At 64.2% G+C, this 17,304-nt stretch carries 13 protein-coding genes; 2 read left to right on the top strand and 11 right to left on the bottom strand.

The window, feature by feature from the left end; translation table 11 throughout:
* Window positions 1-54 precede the first annotated feature (54 nt).
* The 3 genes from murC to ftsW all read right to left on the bottom strand — a co-directional run bounded on the left by murC (window position 55) and on the right by ftsW (window position 4,075).
* A complete protein-coding gene (gene murC / locus JQ574_RS21290) occupies window positions 55-1,458 on the bottom strand; it encodes a UDP-N-acetylmuramate--L-alanine ligase (RefSeq protein ID WP_212211585.1) in 1,404 nt (467 codons plus the stop codon).
* Between the two features lie 199 nt (window positions 1,459-1,657).
* Window positions 1,658-2,764 (bottom strand): undecaprenyldiphospho-muramoylpentapeptide beta-N-acetylglucosaminyltransferase, encoded by a 1,107-nt coding sequence (gene murG / locus JQ574_RS21295; RefSeq protein ID WP_212211587.1) that lies wholly within the window; start codon window positions 2,762-2,764, stop codon window positions 1,658-1,660.
* A gap of 159 nt (window positions 2,765-2,923) precedes the next feature.
* On the bottom strand, window positions 2,924-4,075 hold the full coding sequence (ftsW, locus tag JQ574_RS21300) for a putative lipid II flippase FtsW (protein ID WP_212211596.1): 1,152 nt from the start codon (window positions 4,073-4,075) through the stop codon (window positions 2,924-2,926).
* 144 nt (window positions 4,076-4,219) lie between these two features.
* Between ftsW and JQ574_RS21305 the strand changes: the two genes are divergently transcribed.
* A complete protein-coding gene (locus tag JQ574_RS21305; protein ID WP_212211598.1) occupies window positions 4,220-5,560 on the top strand; it encodes a GDSL-type esterase/lipase family protein in 1,341 nt (446 codons plus the stop codon).
* 117 nt (window positions 5,561-5,677) lie between these two features.
* Here JQ574_RS21305 and murD read toward each other — a convergent pair whose 3' ends face one another.
* The 7 genes from murD to rsmH form a co-directional block, all read right to left on the bottom strand.
* Window positions 5,678-7,078, bottom strand: a complete 1,401-nt coding sequence (gene murD / locus JQ574_RS21310; protein ID WP_212211600.1) for a UDP-N-acetylmuramoyl-L-alanine--D-glutamate ligase — start codon at window positions 7,076-7,078, stop codon at window positions 5,678-5,680.
* Window positions 7,079-7,082: 4 nt separating this feature from the next.
* Window positions 7,083-8,189 carry a phospho-N-acetylmuramoyl-pentapeptide-transferase gene (mraY, locus tag JQ574_RS21315; protein ID WP_192738075.1) on the bottom strand — a complete coding sequence of 369 codons (1,107 nt, stop codon included), beginning with the start codon at window positions 8,187-8,189 and terminating at the stop codon, window positions 7,083-7,085.
* Window positions 8,190-8,354: 165 nt separating this feature from the next.
* Entirely contained in the window at window positions 8,355-9,737 is a 1,383-nt protein-coding gene (gene murF, locus JQ574_RS21320; RefSeq protein WP_212211601.1) for a UDP-N-acetylmuramoyl-tripeptide--D-alanyl-D-alanine ligase, read from the bottom strand.
* On the bottom strand, window positions 9,734-11,227 hold the full coding sequence (locus tag JQ574_RS21325) for a UDP-N-acetylmuramoyl-L-alanyl-D-glutamate--2,6-diaminopimelate ligase (protein WP_212211603.1): 1,494 nt from the start codon (window positions 11,225-11,227) through the stop codon (window positions 9,734-9,736). Before JQ574_RS21325 ends, murF begins: the two co-directional genes overlap by 4 nt.
* Window positions 11,228-11,362: 135 nt before the next feature.
* The gene (locus JQ574_RS21330; protein WP_212211605.1) at window positions 11,363-13,120 is read right to left on the bottom strand and encodes a penicillin-binding protein 2; all 1,758 of its coding nucleotides are present in this window, start codon (window positions 13,118-13,120) and stop codon (window positions 11,363-11,365) included.
* Window positions 13,117-13,509 (bottom strand): hypothetical protein, encoded by a 393-nt coding sequence (locus JQ574_RS21335; RefSeq protein WP_212211607.1) that lies wholly within the window; start codon window positions 13,507-13,509, stop codon window positions 13,117-13,119. Before JQ574_RS21335 ends, JQ574_RS21330 begins: the two co-directional genes overlap by 4 nt.
* A gap of 2 nt (window positions 13,510-13,511) precedes the next feature.
* Window positions 13,512-14,507, bottom strand: coding sequence for a 16S rRNA (cytosine(1402)-N(4))-methyltransferase RsmH (gene rsmH / locus JQ574_RS21340; RefSeq protein WP_212211616.1), 996 nt, complete (start codon window positions 14,505-14,507; stop codon window positions 13,512-13,514).
* Window positions 14,508-15,051: 544 nt separating this feature from the next.
* Here rsmH and JQ574_RS21345 point away from each other — a divergent pair.
* Window positions 15,052-15,921 carry an N-acetylmuramoyl-L-alanine amidase gene (locus JQ574_RS21345; protein ID WP_212211618.1) on the top strand — a complete coding sequence of 290 codons (870 nt, stop codon included), beginning with the start codon at window positions 15,052-15,054 and terminating at the stop codon, window positions 15,919-15,921.
* Here the strand turns inward: JQ574_RS21345 and JQ574_RS21350 are convergent, their stop codons facing one another.
* A complete protein-coding gene (locus JQ574_RS21350; protein ID WP_212211620.1) occupies window positions 15,922-17,295 on the bottom strand; it encodes an FAD-binding oxidoreductase in 1,374 nt (457 codons plus the stop codon). It lies immediately after the preceding gene.
* Window positions 17,296-17,304 lie beyond the last annotated feature (9 nt).

Here is a 17,304-nt window from a genome sequence, read left to right on the forward strand (position 1 = left end):
ACGTGGATGGCCGGGACAAGCCCGGCCATGACGGAGTTGGAGGTGATACGCCCCTCACCCCAGCGCCTTCAATTCGCCGGGCAGCGCATAGGCCCATTGCGTGATGTTGCCGGCGCCGAGGCAGACGACGTAGTCGCCGTTATCAGCGATGCCGCTGATCACCTTGGCGAGTTCGGACGAATTTTGCAGCGGAATGACTTCGCGATGGCCGTGTGCGCGCAGGCCGAGCACGAAATGGTCGCGATCGATTCCCTCGATCGGCGCCTCGCCGGCCGGATAGACTTCGGCGACGACGACCGCATCGGCGTCGTTGAAGCAGGTACAAAATTCCTCGAACAGCGATTGCAGCCGGGTGAAGCGATGCGGCTGCACCACGGCGACGATCTTGCCGTTGGTGGATTCGCGCGCCGCCTTCAGCACCGCTGCGATCTCGACCGGGTGATGGCCGTAATCGTCGATGATGGTGACACCGTTCCATTCGCCGGTCTTGGTAAAGCGCCGCTTGACGCCGCCAAAGCCCGCCATCGCCTTGCGGATCACCTCGCCGGAAATGCCGAGTTCATGCGCCACCGCGATCGCCGCCGTTGCATTCGATGCGTTGTGGCGTCCCGGCATCGGCAGCATGATGTCGGATATCTCGTGGGTCGCGCCGGTCTTGCGGTTGCGGAACGCGACCTTGAATCTCGAGCCGCTGCCCATCGGCGTCAGATCGACCAGCCGCACATCGGCCTGCGGGTTCTCGCCATAGGTGATGATGCGGCGATCCTCGATCTTGCCGACGAGGGTCTGCACCACGGGATGATCGGTGCACATCACGGCAAAGCCGTAGAACGGCACGTTCTCGACGAAATTGCGGAATGCCTCCTGGATCGCCTCGAAAGTGTTGAAGTGATCGAGATGTTCGGGATCGATGTTAGTGACGATCACGACATCGGACGGCAGCTTCAGGAACGTGCCGTCGCTCTCGTCGGCCTCCACCACCATCCAGTCGCCCGCGCCCAATCGCGCATTGGAGCCATAGGCATTGATGATGCCGCCATTGATCACGGTCGGATCGAGGTCACCGGCGTCGAGCAGCGTCGCGACCATCGTCGTCGTCGTGGTCTTGCCATGGGTGCCGGCGATTGCGACGCAGCTTTTCAGCCGCATCAGTTCGGCGAGCATTTCGGCGCGGCGCACCACGGGAATGCGCTGGGCACGCGCCGCCATCAGTTCGGGATTGTCGCGCTTGATCGCGGTCGAGACCACGACAACGTCGGCGCCGTCGACATTCTCCGCCTTGTGGCCGACCGAAACGGTGATGCCCTTGTCGCGCAGCCGCGTGACGTTGCCGCTTTCGGAGGCGTCCGAACCTTGCACGGTATAGCCGAGATTGCTCAGGACTTCGGCGATGCCGCTCATGCCGATGCCGCCGATCCCGACGAAGTGGATGGGTCCGATCTCGCGCGGCAGTCTCATGTCTGTCTCGTATGTTCCCGTCATGCCCGGGCTCGTCCCGGGCGTCCACGACTTCTACGTCACTTCATGCAAGACGTGGATGCGTAGGCACTCGGTATACCGAGTGCCGTTCTTTTTTAAAGGGTCAAGTCGGATATATCCGAATTGACATGACAAGCCCGGCCATGACGCAAAAACAATGAAAATCGACCATTGCGGCCTAGATTCCGGCAACTTTCTGCACCAGATCGGCCAGCCGCTCGGCAGCGTCCAGCCTGCCCACGGTGCGGGAGGCGGCGGCCATCTCGGTCAGCTTCGCCGGCTCGGCGGCGAATGCGGAAATTTCGGAAGCCAGCCGGTCCTGCGTGAACTCCGCCTGCGCGATGCGCAGCGCGCCGCCCACCTTGGCCAGCACGCCGGCATTGGCGAACTGATCCTGATCGATCGCGCCGGGCAGCGGCACCAGGATCGAGGGCCGGCCGATCGCGGCGAGCTCGGCCACCGTGCCGGCGCCGGAGCGCGACACCACCAGATGGCTGGAAGCCAGCCGCGCCGGCAAGTCCGTGAAGAACGGCGCCAGCTCGGCGCTGATCTTGAGCCGGTCATAGACCGCGCGCACCCGCGCCATATCCTCTTCGCGCACCTGTTGCGTCAGGATCAGCCGGCTCCACAGCACCGGCTCCAGCCGTTCGATCGCCGGTGGCACGATGTCGCTCATCACGCGCGCGCCCTGGCTGCCGCCGACCACCAGCAACCGAAGCGGCCCGTTCGCCTCGGGCGAGGCAAAGGGTATCGCGGCGGCGGCCAGGATCGCCGGACGCATCGGCGTGCCGACCGTCGTTGCCTTGCCAGCCAGCGCCGGATCGCGATCGAGCACGCCCGGCAGCGAGGTCGCGATCGCGTTGACTCGGCTGGAGAGAAACCGGTTGGCGCGGCCGAGCACCGCGTTGGCGTCGTGAATGAGGCTGGGCACGCCGAGCAATCTGGCCGCCATCAGCGGCGGCAGCGTCGGATAGCCGCCGAAGCCGATCACGGCTGATGGCTTCAGCCGCCGCACCAGATTGAGCGCGATGAGACCGCCATAGCCGAGCATGACAGCGGTGCGCGCCAGCGAGATCGGATTGCGGCCACGCACGGTCTCGCTCGGCACCACGTCGATATTGTCATTGACCCTGGAGAACAGGCCGCTGTAGCGCAGCGCGCGGGCGTCGGTCGCGAGCCGCACGCGAAAACCGCGTTTGATCAGCTCGACGCCGAGCGCTTCGGCCGGAAACAAATGGCCGCCGGTACCGCCGGCCGCGAGGAGGATGAGGGGCGAAGTATTCATGGGGAATTCTTCTATAGCCAATCAGGCGTCATTGCGAGCCACCGGGTCGCGCGAATGCGCGCCCGATGACAGGCCCCGCGAAGCAATCCATAGCGCGGCATAACGGATGGGTGGATTGCTTCGCTGCGCTCGCAATGACGGGTTGGATTTACCTCGCCGTCATGCGTAGCTGCGCACCGAGTTGGCATTGTTCTGCGACTCGATCTCGGTGCGCGGGCGCTGCCGCGTCAGCGCCAGCATCATGCCGACGCCGTAGGCCAGCGAGATGATCGAGGAGCCGCCATAGGAGATGAACGGCAGCGTCATGCCCTTGGCAGGGATCAGCTGCAGATTGACCGCCATGTTGATCGCGGCCTGCACGCCGAACAGGATGGCGAGGCCGGAAGCGGCAAACCGGGAGAACATGTCCTCGCTGGCATAGGCGCGCAGCAAGGTCCGGATCACGATAAAGGCGAACAATGCGACCAGCGCCAGGCAGAGGATGATGCCGAACTCTTCCGCCGCCACCGCGAACACGAAATCGGTGTGGCTGTCCGGCAGGCTGCGCTTGGCGATGCCTTCGCCGGGCCCGAGCCCGAACCAGCCGCCATTCCAGAATGCATCCATCGCCATGTCGAGCTGGAACGTATCGCCCGAGCCGGGATTCATGAATCGTTTGATGCGGTGCGCGACGTGCGGCACCAGCAGATAGGCGCCGAACAATCCGGCTGCGGCGGCGCCGGCAAGACCGACCACCCAGATCATCCGCATGCCCGCGATGAAGAACAGCGCGCCCCACACCATCAGGACCAGCATGGTCTGTCCGAAATCCGGCTCCATCACCAGGAGCGACACCAGCATCAACAGCAGCACCATCGCCATCGAAGTCGCCGGCATCTCCGGACGTTTGGTCGATTCTGCAAACAGCCACGCCGCGATCACGACAAAAGCCGGCTTGGCGGATTCCGAGGCCTGGATGTTGACGCCGAGCAACGTGATCCAGCGCCGCGAACCCTTGACCTCGGCACCGAACATCAGCGTCGCCACGATCAGCACGATCGAGACCGCAAATACCAGCAGCGCCCCACGGCGGATGTTCTTCGGGGACATGAAGGATACCCCGATCAGCACGATGAAGGACGGCAGCAGGAACATCACGTGCCGGTTGAAGAAGTGGAAGGGATCGAGCCCGATCCTTGTCGCCACCGGCGGGCTCGCCGCCAGCGACAGGATGAGGCCGCCCACGACCAGCGCGATGATCGCCGCGAGCAGCAGTCTATCCACGGTCCACCACCATTCCGAGAACGGGGTGCGTTGGTCACGGGCGAGCATGGGCGTCCCCAAATGGCAGAGGTAACGTCCATTGGTGGCGGAGGATGGTTTCCAAGGAGTTAATGAGGTCCGTCAAATTTTCGGTTTCACCAATTGCGCCCTTGGCTTTAGGGTAAGCTCCAATCACAAGGCTTGGGAGGAACCATGCGTTCTCTTACCGCTATCGTCGTGGCATCGCTGTTGGTCGCATCACTTCAGACGGCATCCGCCAAGGATGAAAACTGGGTGGTGTCATGGACCGGTTCGGTCCAAGGACCCTACCCCGTCGGCAACCCGTCCGCCCAGCCCGACCAGAAATTTGCGTTCCCCGATCCTGCGGCCGGCGCGCGGGATCAGACCTTTCGCCTGATCGTGCGGCCCGATCTGTGGGGCCGTCAGGCCCGGCTTCGTTTCAGCAATGCGTTCGGCACCAGGCCCGTGACGTTCGACGGCGTTTGTGCCGGCCTGCAATTGAGCAGTGCTGCGCTGCTCCGCGGCTCCAATCGCCTGGTGACGTTTGGCGGCAAGACTTCCGTCACCGTCCAGCCCGGCGATTCGGTCTGGAGCGACGCCATCACGCTGCCGTTCGGAGGACAGCCCGACCAGCTCGCCGGCCGCCGCCTCGCGGTCAGCTTTCACATCCCAGGTGAGAGCGGTCCGATGACCTGGCACGCCAAAGCGCTGACGACGTCTTACGTCACCGCACCCGGTGCCGGATCCAAGGGCACGTTGGAGGACGAGGCAGCATTTCCGTATACGACCGCGTCGTGGTTCTTCCTCGATGCGATCGAGATGACGGCACCGACCGACGCCTTCGCCATCATGGCGTTCGGCGATTCCATCACCGACGGCACCGCGTCGACGATGAACGGCGACGACCGCTGGCCCAACGTGCTGTCGCGCCGCCTCAAGGCGATCCATGGCAACAAGGTCGCGGTGGTGAACGGCGGCATCGGCGGCAACCAGATCGCCGGGCCGGCCGAATACGGTCCCGGCAAACCGTTTCCCGGCGGTCCGGCCTCCGGACAGCGGCTCGAGCGCGACGTGCTGACGCTGTCGGGCATCTCCAGCCTGATCTGGCTGGAAGGCATCAACGATTTCAGCAAGAACGGAAACGCCGAAAGCGACAAGGTGATCGCCGCCATGAAGGACGGTGTCGCTCGTTTGCGCGCGAAATGGCCGCAGGTTCGAATCTTCGGCGCCACCGTGACGACAGCATTGGGCAGTTCCAGTGCGGCGCATGGTTTCGCCGAACAGGACACCAAGCGAAAGGCGCTGAACGACTTCATCCGCACGTCAGGCACATTCGACGGCGTGATCGATTTCGACAAGGCGACCCTCGATCCGCAATCGGGCGGCCTCAAGGTAGAATTCGTCCCCGACAGCACCACCGGCGGCGCCGGCGACAAGCTGCATCCCAATCGCACGGGTTATCTGGCGATGGGCCAGGCGATCGATCTGGACTTGTTCAAGCCGGTGCACGCGCGTCGGAGTGCGAAGAAGTAGGATGGGTTGAGCGACCGCATCCGCCGAAGCGCAACCTGGCAAAGGTGGGAGCGAAACCCATCGAGGCAATAACGACACGTGATGGGTTTCGCGAAGAGCTCAACCCATCCTACATCGTCACACCACCGGCTTCACACCCGGCATCGCCGTGACGAGATCGCGGAACCTGGCACCGCGGATTTCGAAGTTGCGGTACTGGTCGAACGAGGCGCAGGCCGGCGACAGCAGCACGACGGGGTCGGTGAGGCCCGAGGCTTCGGCGTCGCGCGCGGCGCTGGCGACGGCGACGTCGAGCGTCTGCGAAATCTCGTGCGGCACGCGGGTCCCGAGCGTGCCGGAAAACTCCTGCGCGGCTTCGCCGATCAAATAGGCTTTGCGGATGCGCGGGAAATATTCGGTCAGGCCGCTAATGCCGCCGAGTTTCGGCTTGCCGCCGGCGATCCAGAAAATATCAGCGAAGGACGACAGCGCATGCGCTGCCGCGTCCGCATTGGTACCCTTGGAATCGTTGACGAACAGCACGTTGCCGAGGCGGCCGACCTGCTCCATGCGGTGCGCGAGACCGGGAAAACTGCGCAGGCCGTTCTGCAGAATGTCGGTCGAGATCCCCATCGCCAGCGCGCAAGCCGAGGCGCACGCCGCATTCTGCGCGTTGTGCAGGCCACGCAATGAGCCGATGCCGCCGAGTTTTGCGATTTCGCTCCGCGCGCCGCCGGAGGCCCGGACGATGGTTTCGCGCTCGACATAGACGCCGTCGGGCAGCGGGTTTTTCACGGAGATGCGCACCACGCGCTTGCCGGCCTGATCGAGCCGGTCGGCGATGTTGCGGCACCAGCCGTCGTCGACGCCGACGATGGAGGTGCCCTGCGGCTGCACGCCGGCAACCAGCCTCGCCTTCACCGCCGCGTAATGTTCCAGCGTGCCGTGGCGATCGATATGGTCTTCGCTGACATTCAGCAAGATGCCGACCGACGGATCGAGCGAGGGCGCCAGATCGATCTGATAGGACGACATCTCGATCACATGCACCCGCCCCATCCGCGGCGGCTCCAGCGACAGGATCGCGGTGCCGATGTTGCCGCCCATCTGGGTGTCGTAACCGGCAACCTTCATCAGATGCGCGATCAGCGCCGTGGTGGTGGATTTGCCGTTGGTGCCGGTGATGGCGACGAACGGCGCATCGGGCGCGTGACGCCTTCGTTCCCTGCAGAACAATTCGATGTCGCCGATCACCTCGACGCCGGCCTGCCGCGCCATCAGCACCGACCAATGCGGCGCCGGATGGGTCAGCGGCGCGCCGGGGGTCAATATCAGCGCGGCGAAATTATCCCAGGGGACGTTGCGCAGGTCAGCGGTGATGAAGCCGTCCTGTGCCGCCCTGGCGACGTTATCGGCGCTGTCGTCGCCGGCAATGACTTCGGCGCCACCCGCCTTCAGCGCGTGGCAGCTCGCGAGCCCGGAGCCGCCGAGGCCGAAGACGGCAACTGTCTTGCCTGCGAAGGAAGTGACCGGAATCAAGTTATCACCGCAGCTTCAGCGTGGAGAGGCCGGCCAGCGCCAGCATCACCGAGATGATCCAGAACCGGATCACGATCTGCGGTTCGGTCCAGCCCTTCTGCTCGAAATGATGATGCAGCGGCGCCATCCGGAACACGCGTTTGCCGGTCAGCTTGAACGACACCACCTGCACGATCACGGAAACCGCTTCCAGCACGAACAGGCCGCCGATCACGGCCAGCACGATCTCGTGTTTGACCGCAACCGCGGTCGCGCCCAGCATGCCGCCGAGCGCGAGCGAGCCGGTGTCGCCCATGAAGATCGAGGCCGGCGGCGCATTGAACCACAGGAATCCCAACCCGGCGCCGAGCACCGCGCCGCACAGCACCGCAAGTTCGCCGGTGCCGGCGACGTATCTGATCTGCAGATAGTCGGAGAAGACAGCATTGCCGGTCAGATAGGCGATCATGCCGAAACTGGCGGCGGCGATCATTACGGGGACGATCGCAAGTCCGTCGAGGCCGTCGGTCAGGTTGACCGCGTTGCCGGCGCCAACGATGACGAAGGCGCCGAAGATCACGAAGAACCAGCCGAAATTGAACACCATGTCCTTCAGGAATGGAATCGCCAGCGAGGTTGAGGTCACGTCGCGCCCGAGCCGCACCAGCGCGTAACAGGCGATCAGCGCGATCACGCCTTCGATGGCGAGACGAAACTTGCCGGCAAAACCGCTATGGGTCTGTTTCGTCACCTTTAGATAATCGTCATAGAAGCCGACGAAGCCGAAGCCGAGGGTCACCGCGAGCACGATCCAGACATAGGGATTGAGCGGGTTGGCCCAGAGCAGCGTCGAGACGACGAGGCCAGACAGGATCATCAGCCCGCCCATCGTCGGCGTGCCCTTTTTGGCGATGATGTGCGAGGCCGGACCATCGGTGCGGATCGGCTGGCCCTTGCCCTGCCGAAGCCTTAAGTGATCGATGATCCAGGGACCGAACAGGAACACGAACAGCGCGCCCGTCACCATCGCCCCGCCGGTGCGGAAGGTGATGTAGCGGAAGACGTTGAGGAGGCCGCGTAAAAACGAGAAAGCGGGGACGGTGTTGGAAAGTTCGATCAGCCAGTAAAACATTCAGTATGCCCTATTGCGGCCTGGTTGCGCCGTCTTGCCGGGTAAGCGCATTGCAAGCGCGTTGACAATCGTTTTCATCCTGGAAACCAAGCAAATCTTGGTCACGATCGCGGCGGCGGTTGCGCGAATCACCACGGAAATCACGAGTGGGTCAGCCCGGCCAGTTTACGCTTTTGCCTGTAAGGCGGCCAGCAGCTTGGGCACAAACTTGTTGACCCAGAACATCTTTTTGCTGCCCTTGACCACCACGACGTCACCGCTTTGCAACAATGCGGCGATTTTCTGCGGCTCCAGCGTGGCGGGGTCGTCGTGCCAGCCGAGGGCGCGATCGGCCGGCAAAAGGTCGTACAGATGGCGCATCAGCGGGCCGACACAATAGACGCCGTCGATGCCGGGCAGGTCCCTGGCCAGCCTGACATGATAGGCGGGCGCGTCGGCGCCGAGCTCCAGCATATCGCCCATGATGGCGATGCGCCGGCCTGACTTGACCGGCCGCGCCTTCAGGCTGTCGAGCGCCGCGACCATGCTGGCCGGATTGCCGTTGAAACTGTCGTCGATCACGGTGACGCCGGCGGCGGTCTGCTCCACCCCGCGCCCGGTCATGATGCCGACCTTGCCGAGTTCCTTGGCCAGCGCCGCCTCATCGAGTTTGGCGGCATGGACCGACGCCAGCGCGGCCAGCGCATTCTGCAGCCGGTGCGGCGCGCCCGGCGTCAGGTCGAACGTTATTTGCTTATCCCCGACCTGTGCCGACACGTCCCAGCTTTCGCCATGCGGGGTGTGCTTCAACGCGAGCACTTCCGAGCCATCGCCGAAGCGGACAAGCTTGCCGTTCCATTCCGGCGCTTCGACGTCGGTCGGCAGCACCAGCACGCCATTTTGCGGGAGGCCCTGCGCGATGCTCACCTTCTCGCGCCGGATCGCCTCCAGGCTGCCGAGCTTTTCCAGATGCACGGGCTGGACGTTGACCACCAGCGCCACGGTCGGCTGCGTCAGCTCGCTGAGCCGTGCGATTTCGCCGGTCTGGTTCATGCCCATTTCCACCACCCACAGCGAGGCGCTCGGGCTGGCATTGCACAGCGTCAGCGGCACGCCCCAGAAATTATTGAAACTGCTCGGGCTGGCATAGGCGGCAGGGTACGCGGCGAGATATTCCTTGGTACTGGTCTTGCCGGCGCTGCCGGTGAGGCCGATCACCGGGCCCTTGAACCGCGCCCGCGCCGCGCGCGCCAATCCCCAGAGACCGTCGATCAGCGTATCCTTGACGATCAGCTGCGGAACACGCACGCCTTCGATCCTGTGCGGCACGATTATCGCCACCGCGCCGGCGGCTTCCGCCTTGTCGGCGAATTCCCAGCCGTCGCGCGCGCTCGCAAAACTCGAAATGAAGCCGCCGCTCGGCGTGCCGCTGAGCGCCACGAACAGGCATCCGGGTTTTACCAGCCGGCTGTCCTGCGTAACGAAATCAATCGCGGTGTCGGGAAACGTACCCGCCAGACCTAAAGCCTGGGCCACTTCGGCAATCGTCCACAATGGCGCAGCGCTCATGTAGTCCTCTCCGCCAGCGCGGCTGCCACCGCGTCGTGATCACTGAACGGTAGCGTCTTGTCGCCGACAATCTGGCCGGTCTCGTGACCCTTGCCGGCGATCAACAGCGCGTCGCCCGGCTGCAGTCCGGCAATCCCGGCCCTGATGGCTTCCGCCCGGTCGCCGATGTCCCGGGCGCCCCTGGCGGCAGCCAGAATGGCGGCGCGGATGCTTGCCGGATTCTCGCTGCGCGGATTGTCGTCGGTGACGATGACGCCGTCGGCGTTCTCGGCCGCGATCGCCCCCATCAGCGGACGCTTGCCGGCGTCGCGGTCGCCGCCGCAGCCGAACACCACCACCAGTTTTCGCTTCGCATAGGGCCGCAGCGCCTGCAGCGCTTTCGCCAGCGCGTCCGGCTTGTGCGCATAGTCGACGAAGATCGGCGCGCCATTATGTTCGCCGACTTGTTCCAGCCGGCCCTTGGCGCCCTCGAGATGTTCGAGGCTGGCGAGCACCGCCGCGGCCTCGCTGCCGGTACCGATCGCCAGCCCCGCCGCGACCAGCGCGTTCTCGATCTGGAATTCGCCGACCAGCGGCAGCTTGATCATATGCCTGCGTCCGCGATGTTCGAGCGTCAGCTTCTGCGCAAAGCCATCGACGACAGCATCGACCAGACGGATGCCCCCGTCCGCACCATCTGCGTTGCGGCCGATCGCGATAATCCGCAGTTTCCGTTCCCGCGCGGCGTCGATCACCTCCAGTGAGCAATCGTGATCGGCCGAGATCACGGCTGCACCATCGGCCACGACGAGATCGCGGAACAGCCGTAGCTTGGCATCAAGGTAATGCGCGACGTCGGGATGATAATCCATGTGGTCGCGCGTCAAATTGGTAAATCCGCCCGCGGCGATGCGCACGCCGTCGAGCCTGTATTGGTCGAGCCCGTGCGAGGAGGCTTCAAAGGCGAGATGGGTGACGCCGTCACCGGCGATCTCGTCGAGCTGGCGATGCAGCGCGATCGGATCCGGCGTCGTCAGCGAGCCGTAGACGGTGCGCTTCGGCGAAACGAGACCAATGGTGCCGATGCTGGCGGAGGCATGGCCGAGCCGTTGCCAGATCTGGCGCGTGAACGCCGCGACCGAGGTTTTTCCGCTCGTGCCCGTGACGGCTGCAATCGTCTGCGGTTGCCTGGGATAGAATTTCGCCGCCGCCAGCGCCAGCGCACGGCGCGGATTTGGCGTCGTGACGAACGGCACGCGGCAATCCCTGGTGGGGTGATCACCCGCGACCGCGACCGCGCCTGCGGCAATGGCTGAATCGACGAAGCGCGAACCATCGGTCTTGCTGCCGGCGAGCGCGAAAAACAGATCGCCCGGCTTTACCGCGCGGCTGTCCACCGCCAGGCCCGTCACGTCGATCGCATCCGCGATCTCGACCGCATCCGCGGTCTCGATCGCTTCCGCCTGCGGCTCGATCGCGGCATCACTGCTGAAGAGGTCGCGAAGTCTCATGGTCTTCCAGTCCGGCGCAGCAAGGGGGGCTGCAAGCTTGATCCGAATGGATCATGCTTGCAGCCTCTTGTTTGAGCATGATCTTTGTCGGAAAACCGGTCTCCACTTTTCCGGATCATGCTGTGATCTAACGCCTTACTGGGTTGTCTTCGATGCCGCAAGAATGAGGCGATCCGAGGTCGGCAGATCGAAGCGTGGTTCGACGCCCAAAAGTGGTCCGATTCGGGCGATCACCTTGCCGCCGGTCGGCACCGTGTTCCAGCCCGAGGTGATGAAACCATGGGTTTCCGGCAGCGCCTTGGGCTCGTCCAGCATGATCAGCAGCTGATATTGCGGGTTGTCGGCCGGGAAGATTGCGGTGAAGGAATTGAGCACCTGCTTCTTGGAATAGCGGCCATTGACCACCTTTTCCGAGGTGCCGGTCTTGCCGCCGATGTAATAGCCCTTCACGTCGGCCTTCTTGGCGGTTCCGATCTCGGCGTTCAGCCGCATCAGATAGCGCATCTTGTCCGACGTTTCGGTCTTGAGCACCTTCTTGCCGATCGCCCTGGCTTCTTCTTCCGAGCGCTTGAGGAAGGTCGGCGGAATCAGGTAGCCGCCGTTGATAACGGCGTTGATGCCCATCACCGCCTGCAGCGGCGCCACCGCGATGCCGTGGCCGAACGAGATGGTGATGGTGTTGAGTTCGCTCCAGCGCTTCGGCAGGATCGGCGACGTGCTTTCGGGCAATTCAGTGCGCAGCCGGTCCATCTGGCCGAGTTTCTTCAGGAACGCCTTGTGGGCCTCGACGCCCTGCCCCAGCGCGATCTTGGCCGCGCCGACGTTCGAGGAGAACGTGAATACTTCCGACAGCGTGATCGAGCGGCCGACCGGATGCGTATCGTGGATGGTGAATTTGCCGTACTTCAGCACACCCCGCCCGTCATACAGCGTGTTGAGATTGGCCTTGCCGGAATCCAGCGCCATCGCCAGCGTCAGCGCCTTGAAGGTCGAGCCCATCTCGAATACGCCGGTGGTCAGGCGGTTGATGCGCTCGGGGTCGTGCGCCTCTTTCGGGTTGTTCGGGTCGAAATCCGGCAACGACACCAGCGCGACGATCTCGCCGGTCCTGACGTTGGAGACCAGGCCGGAAGCGGCCTTGGCCTTGTACTTCTCCTTGGCCTTCAACAATTCGTCGCGCAGCGCGTGCTCGACGCGCAGGTCGATCGACAATTCCACCGGCCGCTGCAGCCGATCGGTGGCAAAGCCGGCGCGGTGCAGGTCGGCCAGCCCGTTATTGTCGAGCCACTTCTCCATCCCGGCGATGCCCTGGTTGTCGATATTGACCAGGCCGATCAGATGCGCGACCGCAGCACCGGTCGGATAGACGCGCTTGTTCTCGCGCAGGAAGCCGATGCCGGGAATGCCGAGGCGATGAATGGCCTGCTGCTGCTTCGAGGTGATCTCGCGCTTCAGCCACACAAAGCCCTTGCGCGACGACAACCGCTCGCGGACCTCGGTCGTGTCGAGATCAGGCAATGTCGCGGTCAGAAGCTCGATCGCCTCGTCCTTGTCGATGATGCGGCGCGGTTCGCCGAACAGGCTCGGCGACTTGACGTCGGTCGCCAGGACCTCGCCATTACGATCGACGATGTCGGGCCGCGCGGTCGCGATCGCGTCCCGCGAGCCGGTGCGGGCCGCATTGTGGCTGTCGGCGCCGATCGCAAACATGACGAGGCGTCCGGCAATGATGGCGTACACCAATGCGAACGCCAGCACCGCAAGTCCGACGCGCGCCCGCGCCTTCGCCGCGCGATCGACATTGCGCCCGTAGAGCAGGCTGCGGATCAGCCGCTGCCGCCAGGGCTCGGCAGGCTTTGCAGGTCGGGTGGTGGCAAGCGCCTGATCGGTCATTGCTGATCTCCCGGCGCGGGCACCGAGCCGGTCACGGTCGGCGCATCGGTGGCAGCCTCGATGGTATTGATCATCGCGCCGATCGGATCGGGCGCGCCTGGCCTCGCAAAGCTGGGCGGCCGTTCCGGCAGGTTCTTCAACTGGTCATATTGCGTGGCGACCAGGGACTTCAGCGGCAAATGCCGGTCGGCCAGGCCCTGCAGCCGCAGCGGCGCGTCGAGCTTGGCCCATTCGGCGCGGAGCGCGGCAATGGCGTCGCGCTGCTCGCGGATTTCCGCGTTCAGCCGCAGCACGCGCTCGGTGCGCGAGGTCGATTCCATCTTGATCCGGTAGACATAGGAGGCGGCGAACACCAGCATGCCGATCACGAGGAGGTGGATGATCCGCATGGTCAGCCTCCCCTCATGACGCTGTCGATGGTCGGCCACGCCGGCAATTCGCCCGCCGTATGCGCCGGCGCCGCCGTCCGCTCCGCGGCGCGCAGTTTGGCGGACCGCGCGCGCGGATTGGCCGAAACCTCGGCCTCGCCGGGTGTGACCGGACGCTTGGTCAGGATTTGAAAGCTCGGAACGGCCTGCGCGACCTCGGGCAGATGCCGCGATCCGCCGCCGGACTTGCCGCGCTGGTTAAGGAAATCCTTGACGATGCGGTCTTCCAGCGAATGAAAGGACACCACGACCAGCCGGCCGCCCGGCTTCAGCACGCGTTCCGCTGCCGACAGCGCCAGATGCAGCTCGTCGAGCTCCGCGTTGACGAAAATCCGCAGGCCCTGGAACGTCCGCGTCGCCGGATGAATTTCGTTCGGCTTGGAGCGGACCACCTTGCCGACGATGTCGGCGAGCGCCTTCGTGGTCGTGATCGGCGCTTCCTTGCGGGCGGCGACGATGGCGCGGGCGACGCCGCGGGAGTGACGCTCCTCGCCGAAGATATAGATGATGCTGGCGAGATCGGCTTCGGAGGCTTTCGCGACCACGTCCGCCGCGGTCGGGCCGTCATGCCCCATCCGCATGTCGAGCGGACCACCAAGCCGGAACGAAAAGCCGCGCTCGGCCTGATCGAGCTGCATCGACGAGACCCCGACGTCCATCACGACGCCGTCGACGGCATCAACGCCCTGCGCGGCACAGACCTCGGCGAGATTGGAAAACCGGTCCTCGACCAGCGTCAGCCGGCCATCCGCCTGGTCGACCAGATCGAACCCGCCAGTAATCGCCGACCGGTCGCGGTCGATACCGATCACCCGGGTTCCAGCGGTTTCCAGGATCATCCGGGTGTAGCCGCCGGCGCCGAAGGTGGCATCGACATAGATGCCGCCGTCGCGGGGGGTGAGCATCTCGACCGCCTCGCGGCCGAGAACGGAGATATGGCGGGAGGCAGCCGGGGTCATCCGCCGGCCTTCAGCGTAGTCCAAGGTACGATACAGAAACTGGACGCCAACCGGTCCATTGCGCCTCAAATCCCTGCGCTTCGCCGGGTCGTTCCGGCCAAAAAACCGCTGCGAGGCGCGCTGGCTGTTTCCCGCCCCAGCCCGCAAACCCTGTTTTCCGGACGGAATTTGCTGGGCTGCCATGGCTTTTCGAGCGTGAAAGAGGGCCTCGGCCGTCCCCAAACCGGTTCGGCTCTTCATCACTTAGTAACGGCACTTAGCGTTAAGAAAGCGTTGACGATCGGCCGCAGCTTTTACGCGCTTTGTCGCTACTCTCAAGCCGGTGATGCCCCCGGCTCACTGGCCCAGCCAAGTGACGCCCCGGCTCATCTGGCGAAGCCGGCCGTCTGTCGAAGCCAGTGATGCCCGCCGCACACACTCGGTCAAAATGCGAGAGCGGGCGCGGCTGCCGGATTGCGCGGATGGCTTGGTAAAGGAATAGTAAAGATCATTGTTTTGTAAAATTTGCGGGTTGTCGTTCTCCTGCCCGGTTTGAGCTCATATAATGGCTGCTGGTTCGTTCACGTCTGCTGGTATTGATTCGAAGCGTCAACGTGCCCTTCCCGTTCCCAGGGCCATCGCGGACATGAAGACTTTTACCCCGGATTCCTCGATTGCCTCCGACGTGATCCCGTCGGCGAACTATGGCGACCGGAACAAGGGGCGCCTGCCCGACATGATCCTGCTGCACTACACCGGCATGCCGGATGTGGAAGGCGCAATCGCCCAGCTCTGCACCGCGGGAACCGACGTATCGGCGCATTACATCGTGCTGGAAGACGGCCGCATCGTGCAATGCGTGCCCGAGAGCAAGCGCGCCTGGCATGCCGGCGTATCGTTCTGGGCCGGCGAGGAAGACATCAACTCCTGTTCGATCGGGGTCGAGATCATCAATCGCGGCCACGACTGGGGTTATCCGGATTTTCCGCTACGCCAGGTCGCCGCCGTGATCGCGCTGTGCCGCGGCATCATGCTCCGCCGCAACGTGCCGCCGCATCGCGTGCTCGCGCATTCCGACGTCGCGCCCGCGCGCAAAAAGGATCCCGGCGAGAAATTTCCGTGGCATTCGCTGGCCAATTCCGGCGTTGGCCATTGGGTGCAGCCCTCGCCGATCGTGCGCGGCGAATCGCTCAAGCTCGGCAGCATCAGCGACGATGTCGCGGGCCTGCAGACCGCCCTGGCGCGCTACGGCTACCAAGTGCCGAACCACGGCAAGTATGACGGCCCGACCATGGAAGTGGTCACCGCGTTCCAGCGCCACTTCCGCCCGGCCCGCGTCGACGGCATCGCCGATCATTCGACCATGAGCACGCTGCACGCGCTGCTGGCCACTTTGCCGGCCGATGCGACACCGACGCAGGTCGCGGCACAGTAGCTAGAGCATACCGGTTCCCGCGCTGTCGCGCAGCTGCCGCATAAAATTCTCGTCGTCGTAGCGTGACAGGCTGAGTCGCTCCGCAAACCCGGGCCGCTGTGCGCCTTGAACCCAACTCGCGCAAAGCGCGCCCGTGGCGCAGGCAGCCATCGTTCCGAAACCGGAAAGCGCACCGGCGACGAAGGCGCCTTCGGTCTTCATCGGCCCGATCAGCGGCCAATTCTCTCTGGTCATGGTGTAATAACCGCCGTAATGCGTAATCTGCCGCGGCAGCCGGCCGTAATACTGCTTCAAGAGCGGGTTCAGCCTGCTCGCGCCTCTCAGAACGATATCCGGAAAGTTGGGATCCGTCGGGAGATCGTCCTGCGGCTCTGACGGCTGGCGATTATAAGCCCAGCCGAGCTTGATCCATTTTCCGTGATCGCCACCTTCCGGACGGCAGTGAATTCCGCCCGGCATCGGTCGGGCGAGCCAGGCCGTTGCACTATCCTCCTCGAGGAGCTGACGCTCCTGGTCGGTCCAGTCGATCGTCTGCCCATCCAGATCGATCGAGAACGGCATTCGTCGATCGATGGCGCCGAGATTGTCGGCGAACGCAATCTTCTGGTGAAACACGTTCTCGACCGGAAGCTCTTCCCCCAGCATTCGTGCGATGTCGGCGACATACGGGCCGGCGGCGTTGACCAGGATCGCAGCATGAAGTGTCTGCTCGCCTTCCTCGCCACGCATCTTCAGGGCGAAGCCGCCGTCTTGCCGGACGATTTCGGTGACGCGCGCACGGCTCACTGTGCCTCCGGCTGCCCGGACTTCCTCCAGCATCAGACTTCCAAGCTGCTGCCCGCTGATATCTCCGGCGCGGCGGACGTGCAGAACGGTGGAGACCTCAGGATCAAACGTTGGAAAATGGCGACGGATCAGTTCCGGGTTTTGAAGTACGTCGACACCTTCGGGCGCATCCTGCCAATCCTCCGAGACCGCCGGTATGTAGGACGAAGACGACGCTGCGCCATGCACGCGTATCCGGCGCGCACCTTCCGGCCCGTAACCTGTATGGAGCTCCTCCAGCAATTGGTCCGGCTTCGCCTGACGCGTGGCCAGTGCGTAGCCCCGGCGGGTCATACGGACGCGGTTGTCGTGCCGACGGGCGATTTCCTCGAGCAGATCGATGCTGTAGTCGGTGAACTCAGTCATGATCGGATGCGGCCACCAGTTACGGTAGTTTTCACCCGAAGCCGCCGAGGTCAGACTCATGGGAGCATTCTGGTCGACGATCACGATCCGCGAGCCGGGACGGCTCCTCGCCAGATAATAAGCGCAGGCGAGGCCGACGATGCCTGCGCCGATCACGGCGATATCGGCTTTCCGGGCGTTCATTTCATTTTT

Origin of the sequence: Bradyrhizobium sp. AUGA SZCCT0158 (genome assembly GCF_018130065.1) — a bacterium.
Classification (GTDB): domain Bacteria; phylum Pseudomonadota; class Alphaproteobacteria; order Rhizobiales; family Xanthobacteraceae; genus Bradyrhizobium.

Excerpts from the sequence above, each read along its gene's own strand:
- murC (WP_212211585.1), bottom strand. The coding sequence starts at position 1,458 with ATGAGACTGCCGCGCGAGATCGGACCCATCCACTTCGTCGGGATCGGC.
- ftsW (WP_212211596.1), bottom strand. The coding sequence starts at position 4,075 with ATGCTCGCCCGTGACCAACGCACCCCGTTCTCGGAATGGTGGTGGACC.
- JQ574_RS21345 (WP_212211618.1), top strand. The coding sequence starts at position 15,052 with ATGGCTGCTGGTTCGTTCACGTCTGCTGGTATTGATTCGAAGCGTCAA.
- murF (WP_212211601.1), bottom strand. The coding sequence starts at position 9,737 with ATGAGCGCTGCGCCATTGTGGACGATTGCCGAAGTGGCCCAGGCTTTA.
- JQ574_RS21335 (WP_212211607.1), bottom strand. The coding sequence starts at position 13,509 with ATGCGGATCATCCACCTCCTCGTGATCGGCATGCTGGTGTTCGCCGCC.
- JQ574_RS21325 (WP_212211603.1), bottom strand. The coding sequence starts at position 11,227 with ATGAGACTTCGCGACCTCTTCAGCAGTGATGCCGCGATCGAGCCGCAG.
- murG (WP_212211587.1), bottom strand. The coding sequence starts at position 2,764 with ATGAATACTTCGCCCCTCATCCTCCTCGCGGCCGGCGGTACCGGCGGC.
- JQ574_RS21350 (WP_212211620.1), bottom strand. The coding sequence starts at position 17,295 with ATGAACGCCCGGAAAGCCGATATCGCCGTGATCGGCGCAGGCATCGTC.
- JQ574_RS21330 (WP_212211605.1), bottom strand. The coding sequence starts at position 13,120 with ATGACCGATCAGGCGCTTGCCACCACCCGACCTGCAAAGCCTGCCGAG.
- mraY (WP_192738075.1), bottom strand. The coding sequence starts at position 8,189 with ATGTTTTACTGGCTGATCGAACTTTCCAACACCGTCCCCGCTTTCTCG.
- JQ574_RS21305 (WP_212211598.1), top strand. The coding sequence starts at position 4,220 with ATGCGTTCTCTTACCGCTATCGTCGTGGCATCGCTGTTGGTCGCATCA.
- rsmH (WP_212211616.1), bottom strand. The coding sequence starts at position 14,507 with ATGACCCCGGCTGCCTCCCGCCATATCTCCGTTCTCGGCCGCGAGGCG.